Here is a 22402-nt window from a genome sequence, read left to right on the forward strand (position 1 = left end):
AATATTCACTTTTTTTGTTAAGAACTTTTCAGAGCAACGGCATATAGACTTCAAGGAGCTCCCGTGACACGCTTTCAGGTAAATAGGGCGTAATATTCTTTTCAGCTTGCCTTCCCAGTACTGAGACCATTTCGGGATGAAATGAAAACTCTCGAAGTTGAACAGCCAACGCACTCACATCTCCCGGAGAAACCAGTTTGCCAATATCTGGTGTTACAACTTCTGGTATTCCACCTATAGGCGTTGAGAGGATAGCCTCACCATAAGACATCGCTTCAAGTATAGAAATAGGCAGACCTTCTATATATGAAGGTAATATATACAGACGACAGAGATTTAGCAAATACGATTTACGACTTAAATCCACCCATCCCTCATAGCATACCACATCCTGCAAACCATGCTCCAAAATGAAATGTTGGAGTTGATCCACTTCACCATCTCCACCTACATGAAGCAAGAAACGTTCAGTCAAATTATCTCTTTCCAGTTCTATCGCTCGTAGTAAATCATATATTCCTTTATCCTTACATATCTTTCCTAAAAACAAACCATGTAATACACCATCAACTTCGATACTTTCTTTTTGAGGTGGCGGCACAATATTATGAACTATCTGTACGTTACTAAGTCCTACTTTACTAACAAAAAATTCTCTCCATGATTCACTCAAAGCTATCACACAATTCGCCATAAGCAAGTATTTCCGAACGAATTCCGGATTTGAAGCATAATACTCTTTGAAACCACCTCCATGAATATGAACCACAACTTTCCTCCTCATCATTTTCGCCAATCGGATGAAGAGTATGGAACGTCGAAAACTGTTCCATGAAGCTGTATGAATATGTACAATCTTTATCCGCCGTTGAATAGTCAAACGGAGGAACACCTCTATAAGTGCGTTAATACACTTAATAAATTTGTACATTTTACTTTCACCCGCTGAATTTGCAGAAAATAAAAAAGTTGCAAACACAAGCTTAAAATAAGAATCTATCACTTGTGCTACTCCTCCTTTTGGGGAACGATATTCACACCCTATAGTCAATATGCTATCTGTTATTTCTTTAGCAAGCATAAAAATGTATTTTTAATTATACCATACTCAATTAAGAATACTGCAATACAGTTTCAGGCCTGAACAAAACTAAACGGAAAAAATTTCAATAAATTCCATGGCAACCAATTTGTTCCGCTACCGCTTTTCTCACTTCTCTTACCTACCGTGTTATACTGTATTTTAATTCAAAAATGGCTTTAAACCCAAGTAATGATTAGCTACTCTCCCCTAAGTTTAAAAGAGGGAGCATTGATTAAAATCCTCATATATTTATTCCACGAAAACACAACATTCGTTTTATCTTCTCAACCGGCCGGAACAGATAGGTGAGCCCGTCAACCACACACAAACCTTCACTTATATTAAGTGTATGAAGTCCCTCCGTATAAGGCTTTTGAGGATAGAGCGACACGACAGGAGTCTCTTCTAGCAGAGTGTTGTCCATAACATTTACCTTACAGATAGTCAGCGCCTCTCCATAACTATGCGTGCAACATTGCGTAGCGGCATACAATTGTCCGTCCATCATAAAAAAGTTTCCTCCTCTCCGAGCGTCCTCTTTTCCTTGTTTGACAGGTTCCTCTCGCATCAGCCTATACCCGGAAAGTTCCTCCATAGACTCCCACTGATAAAGCGCACCATTCTCGTTTTTACCCTTGATCGAACCATATAAATAATAGTGTTCACCTATCTTTCGGACAACCGGATCAATCACTGCCATATCGGTCAGTACCGAGATTTTCGAGAGCGTCTCTGTATTCAGGTCATATTTCCAAGCTGTCAGTCGTCCACTTTCTGAGTTTTCAGGTATCACATAAATTCCCTCCGGCTTTCGCAATATAAAGGGAAACGAAAGATGCGTATCTAAATCGAGTAACGTTTTCTTCCGCTTTAAGTGATAGTCTTTTCTGTCAACCACCAACAATGAAATACAGCCTTTCCAGCGACGATACTCAAAATCCTCCACCAACACCTTTATCTCATCATCATCAACCGACAAGATAAAGGGATCTGCGAAAAAGCGATCCTTATATGGATGTCTCAACCAAGCCACTGAACATTCCCCTTGCGACAGCTTTTCTGGATTATAGTCAAAAAAGCCAATGTTATAATGAAACAAGCTTAATTTCTTTAGTATTTTATTCATGCTTTCAATAAGAATGTCTTTGAGTCAAAAAATTATAAACACAAAACAATAATTTGACGAGACTATTCCTCGTCCATATCCATTCACCTAAGTATTGAGCCGGACAACCTCCGGCAGCATCCTTAAATTGATAAATAGTATTGGTTTCATTTGCGCTGGGCGAAATACGAGAGAAATCGAATTGTTCAACGCCCTCTTTTTTTAACCAATTAAAAATTGACTCCATAATAAAATGCGTAGCAGAATACCTCATCGAGTTAAACGAGTTAGCGGCAAACACGTCCGCCGCTTGCTTTTTACATATGTATATAATACGTGCGCAAAGCACCTGTTCACCGAGTCTTGCGTAACAAATCTTAAATCCTGGTTGCAGTAATAGAGAGGTAACTTTATTTTTATCCAACGAAAAGCCCAACTGTTTTCGTTGCCTCAACTCATCAAACAAACATACAAAACATACGGCATCTTTCTCACTCGGGTTTTCCACCACATCGAACGTCAAGGCATTTTTCTCAGCTTTCTTCAAATTCCTTCGCCAATCGCTATCAAAATTCCGAGGTTCCTGTAACCCAATCAACTGCGTGAGTGGACAAACCCGATTACCAAGCGGTCTCACAAAACCCGCACAACGCAAACCTATCTCCTTATTCACGTCATATAAACTGACACTATTATAACAAATCATACTTGCTTTAGCGTCTTGAATCACACCTTTAAAAAATTTCGTGACCTGACGCTTGCTGATCCCTGGCTTCCAAACCTCACCAATAATATCCACTATACGACCGACAAATGGCTTATTATAAACACGTCCGAAATAAGCCAGCATTGGATTATCGATATTATCCACGAAATAAACTATGCTTGACTTATCCGAGGACTTAAATTCACACCAACCTTCCGACTGCTCAAAAGGAATGTATGTATCCATCTTCTTTAATGTGTCATAAAACACATCCTTTGTCACTATCATCTTTCCCTATCTATTTTATAATACATTTTATCCGCAACAAAAATGAATGCGACTAATACCGTCATCGCCACGATAGACGTAAAGGCATGCCCCGCAAATATTCCATGAAAAACAAATAACGAAAATGCTATCGCCATCCAAAACGATAAACCATCCCTCTCCTTGACATAATAATTTATATACCTTAACCAATAGAAGATGGGATATAACAACAATAGCCCACCTAAGATAAACCCAAACGAACCTATTAACTCTAAATGGTCCACTTCCAACGCTCGTTCTGTTCCATATAAACCCAAATAATGGGCTATTCTTACAAACAGTTCATTCGAACCAATGCCAAACAGTCCATCTGCTACCGTAAAATCAGAGGAAACGGCGTAAAAGGCTTCCGCTAAAACCGCTCTCGCCCCACCAGATATCAAACGTTCTATATTGAATTTCTCTAACGTATAAGCATCCGTATTCATGATCAAATAAACCGAATAAACGATCAATGGTATGCCAGCCCACAGCAAAAGATGTTTATATCTATAAAAGTTTTTAGAATATTTGTTCCGCACAAAAAAAGGTTGCATAATTAAAAACAACACCACGGAAACCGCTCCCATCATTCCTGCGACAGATCCGATCCTGAAACTAGTTATTAAAAGGATCACATTGAATAGAATATATTTAGCATCACCTCCTTTACCTATATAATAAGCTGATACACAATTGCATAGAATAAGAGACAATCCTATATCGTTACCTGCGTTAAATAATCCTTTTACGCCGTAGCCATAATCCTCACCATAAGAATCCGTACTAAATCCAAGAAGATCTGATAGCAAAATTGAAACAGCGCAAATCAGCCCATATGCTAACACATAATGTAGTAACGTGTCTGTATTCAATTGCCTCCTAAACACATACAATACGATAAGGATACTATATGGATAAATAAACTTACTCGCATATCGCAAAAGCTCAATAAGATCATCCACATAACAAGAGGACTCCCAGTAAAGATAACAAAACAACAATAGGGGGGAAAAAACTCGGAGCAATATAGTCGCCTTATTGGTTCGCAATATGTATCGAAATGAGAACAAAATGATCATCATTTTAAAAATAACCGGAACTATAGTGCGTGAATCGAAAAATTGTTGCACATACCCATTATACATATCCACGAATGGACTAAGCACATATACACACACCAAGAAAAATTTTAACGTACTCATCTCTTTAGTATCCTTTGATAAACACTTTTTTCCCAAACGTATAGGCATAGAACACTTTCTCTATCTCCATGCCACATTTTCGTTGCGTCCTGATAGCCGGACGATTATAAGAGAGTACGATCACATATGCTTTTTGAGCTCCGTTTATTTTCATCTCGTTCAACCGCCATTGATTCAAATAACCATGAAACCCTTTTCCTCTAAAAGCTGGAAAACAATAGTCATCGAGTAATAAGGCACATGTGTCATTTTCAACTAAAACTTTTTCCTCTGTGAGAATCACCTTTCCATACAATATCCAAGCGGAACAAGCCAACGTACCATCGACAAACACGCCATATGCTTTCGCCTTTTTTTCGTTAAACCGCTCTTCGTAAAGCCTCCGCCTCTCTTCCGTAAGGTAACCTTGCCATAATGCGTTGTCATAATCCACTAAACTTAACTCACGTACCTCTAATTCCGCCTGAACCAACGGTGGACATATCGTATCAAGCGATCGGGACATGAGAAAACACCTCTCCCATCTAAACCCCACACATCGGTAAATTACACTTTTAAACATTCGTAAAAGAGTACCAGATAGACCATATAACTTAATGTATTGCCTAACCTTAAACCTTTTTTGATCCATTTTCGCAAATAACATATCATCTTTTTCCTTTCATTTTCTGTAAGACCCAAAAGCCCTATCAATATGGCAACGTAGACTCCTGAGATGACAAAACAAAGCACAAAATAACGTTCCTTAAAAGAGGATAAATAGCTAAAATAAAACTCATAAAAAAAAGCGCAAAGCATTGATACAATAAGGACCCTATACAATACTCGTTTGGTATACTGACGTAAAGAGATTGCTAAAAACTTTTTCGTATAATACAATTTATAACCATAAACAACAATCGAAATGAATAGGTATACATCATATATTAATAACGGGCATTCAATATATCGAAATCCCAACGAAGATATAGGTAAAATAGATATTAACAACAAACCTGATACCAATTGAAAATATTTTATCTTTCCATATGCAGATACGGCAGCGAGCAAAGGTTCTGCCAATACGTTGACCAACGATACGAGCAGGATCAATCTGACAAAATCAGTCGTGTAAATGGGTACCTCTTTTAACCATATATTTAAAATAAAATCTGTATGTAGCAAGACCGGAAAAGCCAAAAATAAAAGAAAAAAATAAGATAATCGAGACGCAGAGAAAAGCAGCTCTTCAAAGCGATCTCGTTCGTTCATTGAATAGTTTTTAATAATCTGAGGCGTAATAGCCATCTGGAAGTTTTTAGAGAACATTGTTACAGCCTGCTCTACCTGAACCGCTATACCTCGCGCCGCATTCACCATCGGATTAAAAAAGATATTCAAAACTACATTTATACCTTGCGTGCATGCGATAACACTCATATTATTAAACATTGTCCATCCCATAAACCCTGACAACTCCTTAAATAAAAGGCGATCCCAACAATATGAGAACTTTACATCCGAAAGGTACCTCCTACAATAAAAAGTGTAGCTTAACCGTACAAAAAACTGACCTACAAACAGAAACAAGGCATACAGAATCAGCCTATCGGATGGTATAGCTACAACCAAAAAAGCTATACCTAAACGTAAACACACATCGATCAATGAGATATAGGCAAAAGCCTGCATTCGCTCATATGCTACAATGGCTCCATTGTAAGGCGTATTTACCACCATCACTAAACAAGATACTATCGAAAATTGATACACCCAATTCGCTGCTATCAACTTATTATCCGGAATTGTTAAATAATGATTCAAAAGATATAACCCAACAGTTTCTGAGAAAACAAAAATGAATAACGCCACAAAAAAATGCAACATCATACAGGAGCTAAACACACGTCTTACATCCGGATTACTCTTCCCTAATTCAAATGCGATATAACGTTGTGTCGCATTAGACATAGCCCCATTCATAAACGCAAACAAACTCACTATCCCCCCAACTACGTTATAAATGCCAAAATCCTCCACACCCAACGCATCTAATACAATACGCGAAGTATAAAGCGACACCAACAAAACCATTAACATTCGAATCGACAGGAACACAGTATTTTTCGCAATCCGCTTATTATTCTCCAATGTAGTTGCCATAAAAATGAGTACCAAGACACTCCTCCCCCACTAATACACCTGTGGTACTATTACGTTGAGTGTCTAAATTAAAAATGAGTTTAAGCTATATTTATAAATATAGGTCACTGAGACAAATCATTCAGCATAACACAAATAGTAAAGTACAAATCCGGGACTTCATTTTGAAAACTATAAAGTATCACACTTACGTCAATATCAAAATAATGATGGACAATGAGATTCCCTCCCTCTCGATACGTCTACGAAGCAGCTTATTCATCCGGTCTCTAAGACGAATGATATCCACCGGACTTCCCAGCAATTCTTCCAATTCGCTTTTCAAATGGGAGAGAGAGAAGCCCTTGCGTCTCACCCTCGTAATAAATATCTACATCACTACTTTCCGTCAAATACCCAATTACGCAATAGTTGTCAAATATTGCAACAATTTACCTTTTTTATCTCACCCTTCCCCCAGCACATACTTCCTGATCCCATACCGAATGCTCGGTACATTCGCCCCGTTCACGAACGTGAGGTGAGGCAAGAGGGCGCTGATGAAGGCACGGCTCTTGACCAGCTTGAGGGGAGACGAGTAGTCGGCTAGGATCTCGTTGTAAAGGTCTGTCAATACCGTCTGGCAAAGGGTGACCGTGTCCGGGCAGGCGCATAGGCGGGCCTCGTAGACAAGACGGGTCGCCTCGTCCGGGATGAACAAGGCCAACGAGGAGGGTTCAGCCGTCACTGGAGGGGCAGGAGAGTTTATCGGAGGAGACGGAGACTCATGAAGTCCCGATTCCGCGGGCGTAATCCAACGTTCCGTCCGTGTCACCGTCCCGTCACCCCAATGGATGTTCTGGATAGCGATGGTGGCATTGGGCAGGATCTGCACGTTACCTCCATTGACCGTAAAGGCAGAACGTGCCTGTTCCGCCCGCTCTTGATTTTCTGTCATATCCGTTTTTAATTTAAGTGTTAACAATAATCACCCTTTTCACGGGGGATATTTATTTCTATCCTCATTTCATCCACCATACGTCCGTTTCCGTACCCGTCCCGTCCATCGCTATTCCGGGAACGGGCAGGAACGCGTTCCTTTACCGGCAGTAACCGAATAATCAATTTATTTTATCCGATCATGAAAGAGTCTATCTTTTCCTTTTTCAACGCCCCCATCACCAATCAAGTACCGAACGGGGTCGTCTGTGTCAGTCAATTGTACGCCTATATCACCACCAGCGAGTGGCTGCGTGAGCGTACCGATCAGGTACGTGCCGCATCGAGCGACGAGAAACGGTTCAGGCGGCTGAAACAGAGTTTGCTACCCTATGTCACGCCCGCCGGTATCTTCTCCTACCGCAAGGAAGATCACTTGCTCGTGCCCTCGGGCGAGTTCGTCATCGACATCGATCACCTCTCCTCACCCGAAGAGGCGATCCGTTGGAGGGACACGCTGTTCGCCGACGAGCGGCTACGCCCCGATCTCTCCTTCGTGAGTCCCAGTACCACGGGAATCAAGCTCCTCGTACCCTATCGCCTGTCGATCAAGAAAACCGTAGAGGAGTCTTTCGACGAGGCGGTACGATTCGCTTGGGAATACCTTGAGTGGAAATACGGGCTGAAAGCTGATGCCACGAACGCAGACCTCTCACGGGCTTGCTTCCTTTGCCACGATCCCTCAGCGAGGCTAGGAGACCGGAATCGTTGACAGAGGACAAGTGACAGTTGGCAGTTATAAATCGTTATTCATTCATTATTCACCATTCATTATTCATTCATCGTGAACCCATTATCAGATCTGGAGCGGCTCGTTGCCGCCATCGAGAAACAGGGGGCGAACATCGCTCCCACCTATCAAGAGTATATGCCGATCGCCTTCGCCATCGCCAACGATTGCGGAGAGGCCGGCCGGACATTCTTTCATCGTATCTGCCGGATGTCGGAGAAATATGTCTCTACCGAGGCGGATAAGCTATACGACCATGCCCTCAAAGGAGGCAATGGACGGAATGGCTTGGGATCCGTATTCCACTTGGCGGACCTAGCCGGCGTGAAACTGGACAAATCCTTGGCCGAGGCCGGGAAACTTTCAAACTTTCAAACATTCACGCCTCCTTCACACACGCACACGTGTACGCACGAGGAACAGTCCGTGAAAAATGTCCCGCCCGCCTTTCCGGAGTATCCTTGGCCCGCTTTCCTCAAACGGATGATCGACCGGGGCGATACCCCCGCCCAAAAGGATATCCTCCTGCTGGGAGGTATCACCGTGTTGGGAGCGACACTCAACAAATCGATCCGGATATCGTACGGGCGAAAATTCTACTACCCTTGCCTGCAAACGTTCATCGTCGCCCCTCCCGCCTCGGGAAAGGGAGCCCTCGCTTGGACACGCCGGCTTGCCGAGCCGATACATGAGGCGATGATGGCGAACTACCGGCAGAGGCATAAAGCTTACCGGGAGGAGAAGAGCCGTTGGGACTCGCTGGGCAAGAAAAAATCCGATACGCCGGAGCCCGAGATGCCTCCCCTCAAGATGTTCCTTATCGCCGGTAACAATTCCGGCACCGGCGTGCTGGAGAACCTCATCGAGGCCGACGGCATAGGGCTGATCTGCGAGACCGAGGCCGATACCGTGAGCACGGCCATCGGCACCGAGCACGGGCACTGGAGCGATACCTTGCGTAAATGCCACGACCACGAGCGACTGGCTTTCAACCGACGCACGAACCGGGAATACCGGGAGTGCCCGGCCTCTTACCTCAGTGTCTTGTTAAGCGGGACCCCGGCGCAGGTACGGCCACTCATTCCCTCGGCCGAGAACGGGTTGTTCTCACGCCAATTGTTCTACCGGATGCCACCCATCGACGAGTGGGCGGATCAGTTCGAGCAGGGCGACGAGGACATGGATAGCCTCTTCTCCGATTGGGGGAAGCAGTGGAAAATGCTCGTGGACTACCTGCGTGAGAGGGTCAATATCATACAATTCCATCTCTCCGACACGCAAAAGGAGCGATTCAACAGCTGCTTCGCACGCATATTCGGGCACGCCGGTCTTTCCTACGGTTATCCGATGCGAAGCTCCGTGGCCCGTATCGCTATCAATATCTGCCGGATCGCTTCCGTGGTGGCCTTCCTACGATCGGTGGAGAGTCTCCTCATCCCACAAGCCATTCTCGATTCTCAGTTTTCAATCCTCAATTGTCCCGGTCTCTCGCCTGCCCTCGAGATCCCGGAGGAGAACGTACGGGACGGTATCGTTCCTTCTCTAGAGTTACGCATCAACGATGACGATTTTCAAGCCGTCCTCTCGCTCGTGGAGCCGCTCTACCGTCATTCGGCGGGCATACTCTCCCTGCTTCCGTCTGACGAGGTGCCACGCTCTCGCACGCCCACGCCCCAAGAGGCTCTCTTCGCGGCCCTTCCACTCTCTTTCAACCGACAACAGGCCTTGGAGGAAGCAGAGAGGAACAACATCCCCACCGCCACCCTAGATACCTGTCTCAAGCGAATGCAGGAACGAGGCACGCTGGAGAAGAACGGCCGGGGCGAGTACAGCTTCGGCGGCCGTGTCACCCATAAGTAATCCCGGCCTCCCTCACACCCCTATATAACGTACCCCACGGGCGTGTGTGTGTGAGGGGGGGACGAATGTTTGAAAGTTTGAAAGTTTCATTCTCCCAAATCTATAAATCATAAATCAAATGTTCTTGCCATTAAGAAAGTCCGCACTAGCGGCATCCTATTTCCCGGAGCTGGCCTCCCATCAAGCTTGCAACCGCTTACGTCGTTGGATCATTCGATGCACGGAATTGCACGACAAGCTGCTGGAGACGGGCTACCGCCCCGAGCAACGTATATTTACGCCACGACAGATCAGATTAATCATCCACTACCTAGGAGAACCGTAAATTAGTTGACAGTTGCGCACAGAGGTAAATAAAAACAGCCTACTGTCACTAGTCAACTGTCAACTTGGATGGGTATTCTAAGATCTTTACAATGCCCATCCAAGGCTTCTTATAATGCCTATTCAAAGGGGCTTACGATAGGCAGCGTAAGAAACCGGCGGTTATCACTGCGTCCCATGTTAATTAATCGTTATTCCCTACCCCGGGCATCAATCGGCATCACCGCCCCTTACGGCGGAACCTATCTTTGTAACATTGATCAGCAAGCAATTAATTTTCTATTATTAATCTTTAATTATCAAACTATGCCACAAGCATTTCAAGCACGAAAGTTTTTTATCCCCAAGACGGATCCTAAGCAGGAGGTGTACAAGCCGGTTCCCTATTATTTCGGTACCCTGTCCACACAAGATGCGGCCGACCAGATCGCCGAGGAGTCTTCGCTCACGAAGGGTGACGTATTGAACGTATTGGATCGTTATCAGCGGTATGTCATCAAGAACCTACAGAAAGGTTACAAGGTGGAGCTGCTAGGGTTCGGAACCGTCTATAACCGCTTCGTCACGGAGAAGGGGGTAGCGACCGCCCCCGAGGTCAAGGCTACGCATATACGGACTATCGTGCCGGGATTCTCGCCTTCCTATACCATACTGAACGGGGCACGACGGTACTCGCTGCTGGGCGAGAAGACTTCGTTGCTCAAGGTGACGATACTCGGGACGCCGGTGGAGGAAGGGGGCGGTTCCGATTCTGAGTCGCCTGATGAGATCTGATGTGTCACTTTTGGCTTGACCCAAAAGTAACCAAAAGGTCAAGGCTGACGCTGACGGGCTACTTCGAGACCTACGCTCGCTGTCGCATCCCAACTCGCTTCGCTCAGACAGGGATGCTCCGGGCGCTCGCTGCGGTCTCTTCGCTTGACGCCCGTCCGCTGAGGCCGTCCGAAGGAAAGCGAAGCTTTCCTCTTATATTAACCGTGATATCATTATTCATTATTCATTATTCACTATTAATTATTAATTATCATGAAAAAATCCGTATGGAGTACCATTATCAAAGTGATCATCGCCGTAGCTACCGCCATCGCGGGAGCACTTGGCATCCAATCCTGTATTCTCTAATTTTCAATTTCAATTATCAATTTTCAATTATCATGGGTAAAGCTTATTGTTTCTACCAGAATTACAGGGAGGTCAGACTCCTTGTAATTCATTGCTCGGCCACACGATATGACAGGGATTTTCCCGTGGAGGCGCTCCGTTCATCGCACAAGGCACGGGGATTCGCCGATATCGGCTATCATTTCTATATCACACGGGACGGGGAATTACACCGCTGCCGGCCGGTCAACCAGATCGGGGCGCACGCAGCCGGATGGAACGACAAAAGTATCGGTATATGTTACGAGGGAGGACTCGACGAACAAGGCCGTCCGGCCGATACCCGGACCTACGCCCAGCGGTGTACCTTGACGGATCTGCTACGGCAATTACGAAGGGACTATCCGGAGGCACGCATCCTAGGACATTACCAATTAAGCCCTTACATACGCAAGGCTTGCCCTTGCTTTGACGCAAGGGAGGAGTATCTCGTTTTATAAAATAGATACCGGCTCGTCATTCACTCGCTAGATTGTCCGGTTTCACGACTTACTTTGTAAAAATACCCCCTATCTCTTTCAGCTCTTGCTCTTTATGATGCCTCGTTATGAAGCGGTTGATCGTCAAGTGAAGGATAGACCATAAAACCAAGTTCAAGAGCAAGAGGTAGGTGGCGTTTACCTTCATGGCCAATAAGACATTCAATACGATGAAAAAAACAGATACGCACAGAATCGTCACCATCACCATCCGTACACGCATACCCGTACGAAGCAGCTTGTGATGGAAATGATTCTTATCGGGCAAGAACGGGTTACGATGATTACGAAGGCGATGAAGCACCACACGGATTACATCGAGCAAAGGGACCAAGACCGTGGAGAAAGCGATCACCATATAGGGATTTGGTAACTCCGGTGAGACTTGGTTCGACACGCACAGATGGATGATCAGGAAACCGATCACGTAACCCAGCGTAAGACTACCCGCATCACCCATAAAGAGCTTATGGCCACGGTTTGCGTTGCCAAAGACGTTGTAACACCAAAAAGGCATGAGGACTCCCAGCGTACAGATGGCCAACAAGGCGTACACATACTGCATGCGGATAAAGAAGATCACGCTCAAGACCGACAGGGCGATACTGCACAAACCGGAGGCCAAGCCATCGATACCGTCTATCAAGTTAATGGCGTTCGTGATATACACTACGATAAAGACCGTGACGGGGATTCCCACCCAAGCGGGAACCGAGTATACACCGAACAAGCCTCCCAAGGAACCGAACCAATTACCGGACAGTACCAATAATAATGCCGACACGATCTGGACGGCGAACTTGTAACGGTAGCCAACACCCACAAGATCGTCGCAGACACCCACTAGATAGAGTAGCGTCATGCCCACGAACAGAAAGAGATACTCATAGAGCATGTTGAACGACAGGCTCGATGAGTCCATATCCCAAAAGTACAGGCGGAAGCCTATCACAAGGAACATGGACATCAGGATCACCGGAAAAAACGACAGGCCGCCCAGACGGGGGACCGGCGTCGTATGTACCTTACGGGAATCCGGGACATCATATAACCGTTTCTTGTGGGAGATCACCAAGATCCTCGGGATGATCACCATCCCGAACAGCACGGAAAAAAGGAAGCCCGACAGTAGTAGTAATGTTATTTGCATGATTTGCGTATTAGTTATTTCTTCTTGTCACCGGCCTCGAAACCGTAACCATAGCCGTAGCCGTAGCCATAACCGTATCCCTTGCCGTAGCCGTATTTCTTGCCGTAACCGTAGCCGTAGCTGTTCTTGCGCTTGCTCATATCAAGGCCGTTGATGACCGTCGCGAGCTTCGGGAACTTACGCTCACGCCGTAACACGTTGATGTAGCTGAAACCGGCCTTCGGTGTCACGTCCGCACGGCAGACGTACACGCACATGTCAGCCACACGGCCGATGATCGCCGTATCCGTAACCATGCCGATAGGGGCCGTATCCAAGATGACATAGTCGTACCGTTCCTTCAACCGGGCGATAGCCCTCTCCAGCACGTCACGGGCGACCAGCTCAGTCGGGTTCGGGGGGATAGGACCACCCGGGAGGATATCGAGGTTAGGGCTGATATCGGATCGCTGGACCATGTCGAACAACTCCACGTGATCCGGGTCGCTCAGATAGTTCGTGATGCCCTCCATCTTACGGGAGATATTGAACACCTTGTTCAGGCCCGGCTTGCGGATGTCCATACCGACCACCACCACCCTCTTGCCCAAGTAAGCCAAGCTCACCGCCAAGTTGCCAGCAACGAAAGACTTGCCCTCGCCCGGTTGCGTGGAGCTGAAAAGGATCACACGCTCGTCCTTGCCTAGCATGAACAAGAGGTTCGTGCGCAACCCCCGGAACATCTCCTCCATCAGGTCGTTCTTGTTCTCACGCACCACGATCGAGCCCTCACCCGTCTTCTTGACCAACGGGAGCTCCGCCAAAATAGCCACGCCCGTGATCGCCTCAACGTCCTCACGGTTCTCGATCTTGTATTTCAACAGGTCATGAAGGTAGACAATGCCCACCGGGATCGCCAGGCCCAAGATCAACGCCGCAAGCATGAAGACCATCCTCTTCGGGGCGACAGGACGCTCATCGGCGAGCGGCTCCTCGATGATGCGGCCGTTGTTCGCCGTGGCCGCCAGCGTGATGGCGTTCTCCTCACGCTTCTGCAACAGCATGACGTACAACGTGGCCTTGATCTCCTGCTGCCGGGAGATCGTCATGAACTCCTTCTCCTGCCTCGGGGCGTCGCTGATGCGGCTCTCGAACTTGCTCGCCTGGCGGTCGATGTCCGCCTTGGCGATCTGGAGACCCCTCAAGACACTGTTCACCGTCGTCTTCACGTTGCGGCGCATAGCCTCGATGCCGGCGTTCATGTTGATGATCGCCGGGTTGCTGTCCGAAGAGGTGCGCAACAGGCGCTTGCGCTCGATGATCATTGTGTTGTACTGGTCGATGACAGAGGTGAGGTTTTGATCCCGCAGGCCCACGTTGGCAGGGATCACCTCGTCCATGTTCGCAGGATCGTCGATATAATTGCGGAGATACTGCACCAAGTTGATCTGCGTGGCGTTCTCCGTACGTTGTTGCTCATACCTCGAGCTTTCCTGCAACGCCATCTGGGCGTCGCTCGTCAAATTCGTCAGGCCGGAGCGTTGCTTGAAGGCAGCGAGCTCGCTCTCCGTAGTGCCCAGCTCGCCGTTGATGATGCCGATGCGCTCCTCGATGAACTCCGCCGTCTTCTGCGCCACCTCGTTCTTCTCGTCGTTGGCGTCCTGGTTGTAGAACGACACAAGGCGATTGATGAAGTCCACGCCTCGTCGCCTCACCGTGTTCCTCAAGGATACCTTGGCGATCGTCGTCGTCTTGGACGAGGGCGTCACGCTCAACTCCTTGCCGTAAGCCTCGGCAGTAGACGTGGGGGTATGGACGTGGGCGACCAGCTCGATCTCCCCGCCCTCCAACTCCGGTATGGAATCCATGCACGTGAAACTGAAAACCCCCACGGGGGTGGGCAATATGGCGGGGAGCCTGTCGAAGCCCTGCTCCATCGTCTCCTCGTCACCCTCCTTGTCAATCTTGTACTCCGCTCTCACCGTTAGCTGACCCTCCTTCGTGTAGCGCATGCGTAGCTCGACGGGGGCCACCAGACGGTCCGCCTCCTCGGGGGTGATGAACACGTTAACGGGGGAGTTCTTGTATAAAGGGGGGTTAAAGCCCAAGGCGTTCGACTCCTCCATGTCGATATACAGGCCCATGTCGTTCACCACCTTCTTGATCAACGTGCGGGACCTCAGGATCTCGACCTCGTTGTCGAAGTTACTCGTCATCGAGAGCATGCCAAGGTCCTGTATCGCAGCCAAGCCGCTGGCGGCGTTTGCCCCCTTCTTCTCGTCCTCCTTGATCAGCACCGACGACGTGACGTTATACACCGGCGTCTGGTAACGCAGGAAGACGTACATCCCGATGCAGCAGGCCAGTACGCTCGCCACGAACCAAGGCCAATAAACCATATACTTGAAAAACACGGCGTAAAGATTGATCTCACGATCCTCCCCCTCCGGATTGTTATTATTATTATTATTATTGCTTGTATTTATACCATCGTCCACCATCTCTCTAAATTTTCAATTCTCAATTCTCTATTTTCAATTATTTAAGTATGTTCACCAACAGGCCGGCGATCGAGACCAAGATCGAGATCGAGCTCACCCACAACGTCGTGCTGTTACCGATATCGGAGTTCTTCGCCTTCGTCTCGTTCGGCGTGACATAAAGGATGTCGTTCTGTTTCAAATAATAATACGGGGAGGTCACGATTCCGGCGTTGTTCAGGTCAAGGTTGATGATCTTGCGCTTCCCGCTCTCGTCCTCGCGGATCAGCTTCACGTTGTCACGTACGCCGTAGATCGTCATGTCGCCGGCCATCGCCAACGCCTCCAGAACGTTCACCTTCTCGTTGCCGATCGTGAAGCTGCCCGGACGGGCCACCTCGCCCAAGACCGAGATCTTGTAGTTCGCCATGCGCACCGTCACGATGGGCGCCTCCTTCAAGTAAGGCCTCAATCTCTCACGGATCAGGCTCTCCGCCTCGTTCTTCGTCAAGCCGCCGACCCTCAGCGTACCGATCACAGGGAAGTCGATCTCGCCGGAGTTGTTCACGAGGTATTGCTGCAACGTGGGTTGCGTCGTCGTGTTGATGTTCGTCAGGGCCGCGTTCAACGGGGTCTGCACCGTCAGGTTGAACGGGGCCGCCGCCTGAGGGTCCGTCGTGTTGACCGTGATGCTCAACAGGTCCTTGGGCATGATCTTGGCGTCATACAGGGGAAGCGTCCCCTCGAGATCGTTCACCGCCTCCGGGTTCTGGAGGTAGGGCACGTTCTTGTAAGACGTACACGCCGCCAGCAAAAGGGGCAGCGAGAATAGGAACAGTAGTCTTTTGATCTTCATATTATTTTGTTATCGTTTTTATTTCTTTAAACACGGATGACACGGACTTAACGGAAAAGGCGGGACAGGAAACCTTTGGGTTTCTCCGGCTCGTATTCCGACTCGTATTTACGCATCAAGTCCTCATAGCTCAGTCCCTTGGTCACCATCTCGTAGATCGTGCCCCAGTCCGGGAGGCCGCCGAGATTGCGGTCGTCGATGAAAACGTCCGCCTTCAGCTTGCGGGAGAAGTGGTTGTTCCGGTCTCTCTCCTCCTCCGGGTAGTCACGGTTCACCGCGTAGAACTCCAAGCCACGCTCACGGCAGAAGGACAACGCCTCCTCCAAGAGCACTCCCTCACGGACCGTCCACAGGATCAGCTTATGCCGCTCCGATTGTAATTTCCTCAACGTCTCGATGGCGAAAGGAAGCTCACGACCTATCGCCGGATACTTATGCTCGACGATCGTACCGTCGAAATCTACCGCTATTATCATCTCTTTAATTCTCAATTTTCAATTCTCAATTATAAAAGGGCCGGACCACCGGACGGCCGGAGTGGTATATGTTAAAGCGGGGTCAGCCTATCGGCCAAAGCCAAGGGGTCTCCTAGCCGCTAGAGACGGCCATTGCCATCCGGGGGATCCGACCGTTTCTTTTCTGCCCTTATCTAATTCTCGCTTAACCGGGGCAATCCCTCCACCTCGCCGGCGTGCCATTCACGGTAGTCCGCCAAGGGAAACCCGGGGACGGTCAATAGCTTGTAATCCGCCCCGTCTCTTCTCAAGATATGCTTGCGAGTATATGAGCGGAGCGAGCGATCCGTAACGGACACCATCACGATCGGGAACGGGTAGGCGAACAGGCGCAACGGAGTGGTCTCGCTATCCGGGAACGCACGATGCAGCTGGTAGGCCGAACGCTCGAACGCTACCCAGTAGGGACCCGTGCAATACAGGTGTATTGAGTTTCGGTTCGCACGCTCACGATCCATGATCTCTGTCAAACGCTCACGCAACAGGTTCATCAGCCGGATGCCCGAAGGGACGCCGCATGTCTCTCTCTCTTCTCTCATATCTTTTATTCATCGCCGTTCCCGTGCCCGAACCAACGGTCGTAATCCCGTAAACGACGTATCAACACGGACTTGCTCCTCTTGGGCGAGGCCTCCTCCATCCAAGGGCCAACCAGCTCGTGCGCCATGCGCTGGTAGAGGCTGCTGTCCGTACAGCCGTACAGCGTGACCAGCAACAAGGCACGGGATTGCCCCGCTTTTATCACCGGGAGCATGCTGCGCATCGTGGCATGCAAACGATCGAACTCATCCGACTCGCCCAAAAGCAGATAGGCTGGAAGGAGCAAAGAGTAAAGCTTGCAACGGATCACGTCGGTCTCACCACGGAGAGAGGCGTAGCCACGCAGGACCTCACGGGCCAGACGGGCATCCTCATCCACTACCACGCCAGAGGCGTGGTAACGGCCCAAGGCCCCGTGCAAGCCCTCCGACAGACGGTCGTTGTCCAAATGGGTATACACGTGCTTGCCCCCCGTGTTCAGCTCGATCAACTCGTACTCCCCCGCTCTCACCTCGAACAAGGGGACCCACAGACAGTCGAGGATACGCACCATCACGTCCTTATGCCCACCGCCCGGCTGCACCACCACCTCCGCCTCCATGTCGGTAAAAGGGCCGGAGGTGATACGCACACGGTCGCCTTTCAACAAGCGGCCGCTATCTGGCACGTACACCGGAAGCTCGTTGGAGTAAGAAGCCGCGACCCAACGCAAGGTATCCATCTCACGATCCGAGAGGTACGGGAAATAAGACCGCCCGCCGGAGGAAACCCGGGGGAGGAAATTATACAGGGGAAGCGTACGCTTCAGGCTAAAGATCTCGTCCTCCGAGGCGTGGACGAACACGTAGTTGTACAGCAGGGGCCGTTTCGTGTTGACCATCTTACCGCCCACCTTCCTCGCCTCGACATACGAGGGGGAGAAATACTCGAACAAGGCCTCCCCACGACGCTCACGGCGGGAAAGCTCAGCGTCCAGCCCCTTCGAGGGACTGATCCTGTCACGCCCGCCACCGGCGGTAGGGAGCGTGAGCACGTACCAACGGACGGCCTCCTGGTCACGTCGCTTCAGAACATGCGCCATGAACCTATCCGAGCACTTGCCTGTCAATATATCCATCTCTATGATTATCTTTTCCAGTGGTTATCCCGTGGCCCGAAAACAGACCCCACGGCAATTCAGAGCCCTACCAAGAATCTTTTATATCATCTTGATAAACAGTACTTTATGTTTTTAAATGTGGCATTACTGAAAATTACCATCTCTCGAAATCTTAGGCTACTTGGGGAGTAGCCTAAAAGGTGCGAGAACGGTTATCACCCGGTTGTAGAGACGGGGCGTGCCCCGTCTCTACAGGAATACACACAGGTTATAAGGCATGGTGGAATGATACCGGGAACAAGAGGTCATTTCACCCGCATCACCATGTCTATACGTCTAGGATAAAACAGGAAAATCAAAAAATAGAGAGGATCAAACGCCTACAATGAGTAAACAAGCGCATTTGTTTGCTTGTTTTTAGTTATTTTTTACTACATTTGCGCCGTGAAAGAATACGCTACTCCCCAAGTAGCCTACTCCCTTTACCCTACTTTCGGTACATGATTGTACACACTCTCAAAACAAATTTTATTCACCGCAGACATCTTTTCCAACGAGAAACTTTTCAAATAGATTTGCGTAGTCTTGATCGATTTATGGCCCAATAGTTCGCTGATCATCTCAATCGGGACATCCTGTTCCTTCAAAATCATCGCAAAAGAATGACGGATCGAATATGAGGTGATCGGGATAGACACACCGCAGGCTCTCGCCAACCTCTTCAAATTCCGGTTAAAATGGGCCAAAGCGGAAGTGTACTCCTTGTAGGCTTCTTTTCCCACTTTTATCCCTTTCAAGAAAGGAAACAAATAGGGTGAGTCCTTACCTACATCACTTGACAGTTCCCTCAGCGACTCCCATGCGGTAGATTGTACCTCTATAAGCATCGGAGTACCCGTTTTCTGGCGTTTATATTCCAAAACCCCACCCCGGACATTCTCCTTTTTCAGATGAGCGAAATCCACGAATGCCATACCGCAAAACTGGAACATCAGGCACAATGCCTGCCGTGTTTTTCTCAGTTCCGGATCATCTAATGAGGCCGTCATCAGAGAACGTAATAAATCCTGTGGTAACGCCTTTTTGCGTTTGCTCTCTATACCCGTGAAAACTCCCTTAAATAAATAAGGGATATAGGGGGCCAACCCTTCCTCCACCGCCATGTTGTACACACAACGGATCCGACGCATATAGGTCGACACCGTGTTCCATGTACATCCTTTATTCAACAAAAAGGCCTGATAACGCCGAAGGTTCTCCTTATTGACATAGATATAGGGAATTACCTCCAACCCACAAAACCGCATGAATGAGTTCAATGCATCCTGATAGCTCTTCGCCGTGGAATAACGCCCATCCACACGCAATTTATAGATATACAACCTCATCCCTTCTACTAAATCCTTTTTCTCCATACTATCGCTATTTTTTCGTGATAAAACTTAGCAAATGTAATACAGATCCGGGAGGTTGAGCATATACAAAAAAAGGCGAACCAACCGGTCCGCCTTTATAAAATCTCCATTTCTAGATTATTTCAGTCCTCTATTCTTCAGCAACGGATCCGTACCCGGTTCCTTGCCACGGAAATTCTTGTACATATCCATAGCGTCGTCGATACCGCCCGGGGTCAAGACATATTTACGGAATTTATCGGCACATTCTTGATTAAAGATGTCGCCGGTTTCCTTGAATGCCTCGAAAGCGTCGCAATCCAATACCTCAGCCCAGATGTAGCTATAATAGCCGGCGGTGTAGCCGCCACCCATCGTATGGTTGAAGTAAGTCGTACGGTAACGGGAAGGGATTTGTTTCAGCAAACCACGACGGCCTAACGTCTGTTGCTCGAAATCCATCACGTTCAAGTTGGCCGGAACATTATTCGTCTGGTCAACGAACTTGATCACCTTCTTATCCGCAGCGTCACCACTGATCGCATGGAAATCCATATCCAGATAAGAAGCCGCCAGATACTCCGTCGTAGCGAAACCTTGTCCGTACTTACCGCTCTTATCCAACTTCTCGATCAACTCGGCCGGGATCACCTCGCCGGTCTGATAATGCTTAGCGTACACCTTCAATACTTCCGGCTCGAATACCCAATGCTCCATAACCTGTGAAGGCAACTCCACGAAATCACGAGGAACACCGGAAACACCGGAGTAATGCACGTCACGGAACAAGCCGTGCAAACCATGACCGAACTCATGGAACAATGTATTCGCCTCATCAGCGCTCAACAACGCAGGTTGTCCCGGAGCGGGCTGGCTAAAGTTACAAACGATCGTTACGACCGGAGCCACACGCTTGCCATCCTTATAAGCCTGCGGACGATAAGAACCACACCATGCGCCACCACGCTTGCTGGCACGAGGGAAGAAATCGAAATAAATAACGCCCAAATGAGAGCCATCCTTATCTTTGCACTCAAAAGCCTGCGCTTCCGGATAAGGCAACGGGATATTACGGATCGGGGTGAACGTGATACCATATAACTTATTAGCTACATAGAAAGCACCCTCACGAACATTATCCAACTTCAAGTAAGGACGAACCTCATTCTCATCCAAATTGAATTTAGCCTTCTTGGCCTTCTCGAAATAATAACGCCAATCCCAGCCCTCGGCCTCGAAATTGCCGCCTTCTTTCTTGATCTCGGCGTTTATATCGGCCAATTCCTCTTTCGCTTTCGCCAAAGCAGGCTTCCAAACCTCATCTAACAATTGATAAACCTTATCCGAGCTTTTCGCCATACGATCCTCCAACACGAAAGAAGCGTAATCATCATAGCCCATCAACTTCGCTTTCGCCAAACGAGCGGCAACCAAATCACGAACCACTTCCTTGTTATCGTTCTCATTATTATTATTACCACGGTTGATATAAGCGTTGAACATCTTCTCACGCAACTCACGTTTATCGGAATATTGCAAGAACGGCATCACGCTCGGGTTCTGCAAGGTAAATACCCATTTGCCTTCCATCCCGGCATCCTTAGCCGCTTGAGCGGCGTTAGCGATCAAGGTCTCGGGCAGACCGGAAAGATCTTCCTGCTTGTCGATCACCAATTTAAAAGCGTTCGTCTCTTTCAGCATATTCTGTCCGAAAGTAAGCTGTAGCATGGAGATCTTGCTATTCAACTCACGCAATTTAGCCTGATCCTCAGCGGAAAGATTAGCGCCACCCCTGACGAAGTCCTTATAAGTCTCCTCCAATAACTTCATTTGCTCCTTATCGAGACCCAACTCATCCTTCTTATCATATACCGCCTTCACACGAGCGAATAATTTCGGATTCAAGTTGATATCATCACTATATTTTGACAATAGCGGCGACATCTCACGGCTTAACGCCTGCATCTCATCATTCGTATTCACGCTATTCTGTCCACCGAAAACAATCTGGACCTTCCGAAGCAACGCACCCTGCTCATCCAAAGCGACAATCGTATTCTCGAACGTCGGCTCCTCCGGGTTATTCACGATCGCCTCGATCTCCTTGCGTCCCTCTTCCATGCCTTGCAATAGGGCCGGTTTGTAGTGCTCGAACTTGATTTGATCAAAAGGTGGAACTCCAAACGGGGTGGTATATTCCGCAAAGAACGGGTTCTCACCCTCCACGGTCTTCTTTTCGGAAGTACCGCAGGCAGTAAGCATAACGGCTAATCCTGCTGCCATAATTAATTGTTTCATCTTTACTG

Annotated in this window: 23 protein-coding genes and 1 pseudogene; 7 read left to right on the forward strand and 17 right to left on the reverse strand. The window is 48.1% G+C overall.

Annotated elements, in window-relative coordinates; genetic code table 11:
* Nucleotides 1-28: 28 nt before the first annotated feature.
* The 9 genes and pseudogenes from NBH07_RS04075 to NBH07_RS04110 all read right to left on the reverse strand — a co-directional run bounded on the left by NBH07_RS04075 (nt 29) and on the right by NBH07_RS04110 (nt 7488).
* A complete protein-coding gene (locus tag NBH07_RS04075) occupies nt 29-1081 on the reverse strand; it encodes a glycosyltransferase family 4 protein (protein WP_009017202.1) in 1053 nt (350 codons plus the stop codon).
* Between the two features lie 244 nt (nt 1082-1325).
* The gene (locus tag NBH07_RS04080) at nt 1326-2210 is read right to left on the reverse strand and encodes a glucosamine inositolphosphorylceramide transferase family protein (protein ID WP_009017201.1); all 885 of its coding nucleotides are present in this window, start codon (nt 2208-2210) and stop codon (nt 1326-1328) included.
* 4 nt (nt 2211-2214) lie between these two features.
* Nucleotides 2215-3183 carry a GNAT family N-acetyltransferase gene (locus NBH07_RS04085; RefSeq protein WP_009017200.1) on the reverse strand — a complete coding sequence of 323 codons (969 nt, stop codon included), beginning with the start codon at nt 3181-3183 and terminating at the stop codon, nt 2215-2217.
* Complete coding sequence (locus NBH07_RS04090) at nt 3180-4457, reverse strand: O-antigen ligase family protein (protein ID WP_083785418.1); 1278 nt, start codon at nt 4455-4457, stop codon at nt 3180-3182. Before NBH07_RS04090 ends, NBH07_RS04085 begins: the two co-directional genes overlap by 4 nt.
* Nucleotides 4414-4914, reverse strand: coding sequence for a hypothetical protein (locus NBH07_RS04095; RefSeq protein WP_141806790.1), 501 nt, complete (start codon nt 4912-4914; stop codon nt 4414-4416). Before NBH07_RS04095 ends, NBH07_RS04090 begins: the two co-directional genes overlap by 44 nt.
* 41 nt (nt 4915-4955) lie before the next feature.
* Nucleotides 4956-6551 (reverse strand): MATE family efflux transporter, encoded by a 1596-nt coding sequence (locus NBH07_RS04100; protein ID WP_141806789.1) that lies wholly within the window; start codon nt 6549-6551, stop codon nt 4956-4958.
* A 104-nt stretch (nt 6552-6655) separates the two neighbouring features.
* Nucleotides 6656-6769: a ribonuclease HepT family protein gene (locus tag NBH07_RS22730; protein ID WP_465245823.1), complete on the reverse strand. Its 114-nt coding sequence runs from the start codon at nt 6767-6769 to the stop codon at nt 6656-6658.
* Nucleotides 6739-6940: pseudogene (locus tag NBH07_RS04105) on the reverse strand (nucleotidyltransferase family protein); the annotation flags it as partial. The gene NBH07_RS22730 and the pseudogene NBH07_RS04105, both read right to left, overlap by 31 nt.
* A gap of 56 nt (nt 6941-6996) precedes the next feature.
* A complete protein-coding gene (locus NBH07_RS04110; protein WP_005857907.1) occupies nt 6997-7488 on the reverse strand; it encodes a hypothetical protein in 492 nt (163 codons plus the stop codon).
* A gap of 17 nt (nt 7489-7505) precedes the next feature.
* On the opposite strand from NBH07_RS04110, the gene NBH07_RS04115 reads away from it, so the two are divergent.
* The 7 genes from NBH07_RS04115 (at nt 7506) to NBH07_RS04145 (ending at nt 12044) form a co-directional block, all read left to right on the forward strand.
* Nucleotides 7506-7643 carry a hypothetical protein gene (locus NBH07_RS04115; RefSeq protein ID WP_154396230.1) on the forward strand — a complete coding sequence of 46 codons (138 nt, stop codon included), beginning with the start codon at nt 7506-7508 and terminating at the stop codon, nt 7641-7643.
* Between the two features lie 28 nt (nt 7644-7671).
* Nucleotides 7672-8241, forward strand: a complete 570-nt coding sequence (locus NBH07_RS04120) for a BT4734/BF3469 family protein (protein ID WP_009017195.1) — start codon at nt 7672-7674, stop codon at nt 8239-8241.
* Nucleotides 8242-8313: 72 nt separating this feature from the next.
* Nucleotides 8314-10119: a DUF3987 domain-containing protein gene (locus NBH07_RS04125; protein WP_009017194.1), complete on the forward strand. Its 1806-nt coding sequence runs from the start codon at nt 8314-8316 to the stop codon at nt 10117-10119.
* Between the two features lie 118 nt (nt 10120-10237).
* A complete protein-coding gene (locus NBH07_RS04130; RefSeq protein ID WP_005857913.1) occupies nt 10238-10444 on the forward strand; it encodes a DUF4248 domain-containing protein in 207 nt (68 codons plus the stop codon).
* Between the two features lie 305 nt (nt 10445-10749).
* Entirely contained in the window at nt 10750-11217 is a 468-nt protein-coding gene (locus NBH07_RS04135) for an HU family DNA-binding protein (RefSeq protein ID WP_005857915.1), read from the forward strand.
* Nucleotides 11218-11469: 252 nt separating this feature from the next.
* Complete coding sequence (locus NBH07_RS04140; RefSeq protein ID WP_005855736.1) at nt 11470-11565, forward strand: smalltalk protein; 96 nt, start codon at nt 11470-11472, stop codon at nt 11563-11565.
* A 32-nt stretch (nt 11566-11597) separates the two neighbouring features.
* Nucleotides 11598-12044 (forward strand): N-acetylmuramoyl-L-alanine amidase, encoded by a 447-nt coding sequence (locus NBH07_RS04145; protein WP_009017187.1) that lies wholly within the window; start codon nt 11598-11600, stop codon nt 12042-12044.
* A 49-nt stretch (nt 12045-12093) separates the two neighbouring features.
* Here NBH07_RS04145 and NBH07_RS04150 read toward each other — a convergent pair whose 3' ends face one another.
* The 8 genes from NBH07_RS04150 to NBH07_RS04185 all read right to left on the reverse strand — a co-directional run bounded on the left by NBH07_RS04150 (nt 12094) and on the right by NBH07_RS04185 (nt 22394).
* Nucleotides 12094-13233 carry an MraY family glycosyltransferase gene (locus NBH07_RS04150; RefSeq protein ID WP_009017186.1) on the reverse strand — a complete coding sequence of 380 codons (1140 nt, stop codon included), beginning with the start codon at nt 13231-13233 and terminating at the stop codon, nt 12094-12096.
* Between the two features lie 14 nt (nt 13234-13247).
* On the reverse strand, nt 13248-15713 hold the full coding sequence (locus NBH07_RS04155) for a GumC family protein (protein ID WP_009017185.1): 2466 nt from the start codon (nt 15711-15713) through the stop codon (nt 13248-13250).
* Nucleotides 15714-15750: 37 nt separating this feature from the next.
* Nucleotides 15751-16548 (reverse strand): polysaccharide biosynthesis/export family protein, encoded by a 798-nt coding sequence (locus NBH07_RS04160; protein WP_005865687.1) that lies wholly within the window; start codon nt 16546-16548, stop codon nt 15751-15753.
* A gap of 47 nt (nt 16549-16595) precedes the next feature.
* Nucleotides 16596-17024, reverse strand: coding sequence for a BT0820 family HAD-type phosphatase (locus NBH07_RS04165; RefSeq protein ID WP_039848590.1), 429 nt, complete (start codon nt 17022-17024; stop codon nt 16596-16598).
* 173 nt (nt 17025-17197) lie between these two features.
* Complete coding sequence (locus NBH07_RS04170) at nt 17198-17602, reverse strand: hypothetical protein (protein ID WP_009017183.1); 405 nt, start codon at nt 17600-17602, stop codon at nt 17198-17200.
* A gap of 5 nt (nt 17603-17607) precedes the next feature.
* Nucleotides 17608-18720, reverse strand: coding sequence for a transcription termination/antitermination protein NusG (gene nusG / locus NBH07_RS04175; protein WP_211737957.1), 1113 nt, complete (start codon nt 18718-18720; stop codon nt 17608-17610).
* Nucleotides 18721-19184: 464 nt separating this feature from the next.
* On the reverse strand, nt 19185-20117 hold the full coding sequence (locus tag NBH07_RS04180; protein ID WP_005857932.1) for a tyrosine-type recombinase/integrase: 933 nt from the start codon (nt 20115-20117) through the stop codon (nt 19185-19187).
* A gap of 117 nt (nt 20118-20234) precedes the next feature.
* Nucleotides 20235-22394 (reverse strand): M3 family metallopeptidase, encoded by a 2160-nt coding sequence (locus NBH07_RS04185; RefSeq protein WP_005866465.1) that lies wholly within the window; start codon nt 22392-22394, stop codon nt 20235-20237.
* Nucleotides 22395-22402 lie beyond the last annotated feature (8 nt).

The organism is Parabacteroides sp. B2-S-102 (assembly GCF_023656665.1).
GTDB lineage: Bacteria > Bacteroidota > Bacteroidia > Bacteroidales > Tannerellaceae > Parabacteroides > Parabacteroides distasonis.

Coding starts and splice junctions, on each gene's coding strand:
- NBH07_RS04110 (WP_005857907.1), bottom strand. CDS start 7,488: ATGACAGAAAATCAAGAGCGGGCGGAACAGGCACGTTCTGCCTTTACG.
- NBH07_RS04170 (WP_009017183.1), bottom strand. CDS start 17,602: ATGAGAGAAGAGAGAGAGACATGCGGCGTCCCTTCGGGCATCCGGCTG.
- NBH07_RS04165 (WP_039848590.1), bottom strand. CDS start 17,024: ATGATAATAGCGGTAGATTTCGACGGTACGATCGTCGAGCATAAGTAT.
- NBH07_RS04080 (WP_009017201.1), bottom strand. CDS start 2,210: ATGAATAAAATACTAAAGAAATTAAGCTTGTTTCATTATAACATTGGC.
- NBH07_RS04120 (WP_009017195.1), top strand. CDS start 7,672: ATGAAAGAGTCTATCTTTTCCTTTTTCAACGCCCCCATCACCAATCAA.
- NBH07_RS04095 (WP_141806790.1), bottom strand. CDS start 4,914: ATGTCCCGATCGCTTGATACGATATGTCCACCGTTGGTTCAGGCGGAA.
- NBH07_RS04160 (WP_005865687.1), bottom strand. CDS start 16,548: ATGAAGATCAAAAGACTACTGTTCCTATTCTCGCTGCCCCTTTTGCTG.
- NBH07_RS04145 (WP_009017187.1), top strand. CDS start 11,598: ATGGGTAAAGCTTATTGTTTCTACCAGAATTACAGGGAGGTCAGACTC.
- nusG (WP_211737957.1), bottom strand. CDS start 18,720: ATGGATATATTGACAGGCAAGTGCTCGGATAGGTTCATGGCGCATGTT.
- NBH07_RS04075 (WP_009017202.1), bottom strand. CDS start 1,081: ATGCTTGCTAAAGAAATAACAGATAGCATATTGACTATAGGGTGTGAA.
- NBH07_RS04135 (WP_005857915.1), top strand. CDS start 10,750: ATGCCACAAGCATTTCAAGCACGAAAGTTTTTTATCCCCAAGACGGAT.
- NBH07_RS04150 (WP_009017186.1), bottom strand. CDS start 13,233: ATGCAAATAACATTACTACTACTGTCGGGCTTCCTTTTTTCCGTGCTG.
- NBH07_RS04140 (WP_005855736.1), top strand. CDS start 11,470: ATGAAAAAATCCGTATGGAGTACCATTATCAAAGTGATCATCGCCGTA.
- NBH07_RS04180 (WP_005857932.1), bottom strand. CDS start 20,117: ATGGAGAAAAAGGATTTAGTAGAAGGGATGAGGTTGTATATCTATAAA.
- NBH07_RS04090 (WP_083785418.1), bottom strand. CDS start 4,457: ATGCCTATACGTTTGGGAAAAAAGTGTTTATCAAAGGATACTAAAGAG.
- NBH07_RS04085 (WP_009017200.1), bottom strand. CDS start 3,183: ATGATAGTGACAAAGGATGTGTTTTATGACACATTAAAGAAGATGGAT.
- NBH07_RS04130 (WP_005857913.1), top strand. CDS start 10,238: ATGTTCTTGCCATTAAGAAAGTCCGCACTAGCGGCATCCTATTTCCCG.
- NBH07_RS04155 (WP_009017185.1), bottom strand. CDS start 15,713: ATGGTGGACGATGGTATAAATACAAGCAATAATAATAATAATAATAAC.
- NBH07_RS04100 (WP_141806789.1), bottom strand. CDS start 6,551: ATGGCAACTACATTGGAGAATAATAAGCGGATTGCGAAAAATACTGTG.
- NBH07_RS04185 (WP_005866465.1), bottom strand. CDS start 22,394: ATGAAACAATTAATTATGGCAGCAGGATTAGCCGTTATGCTTACTGCC.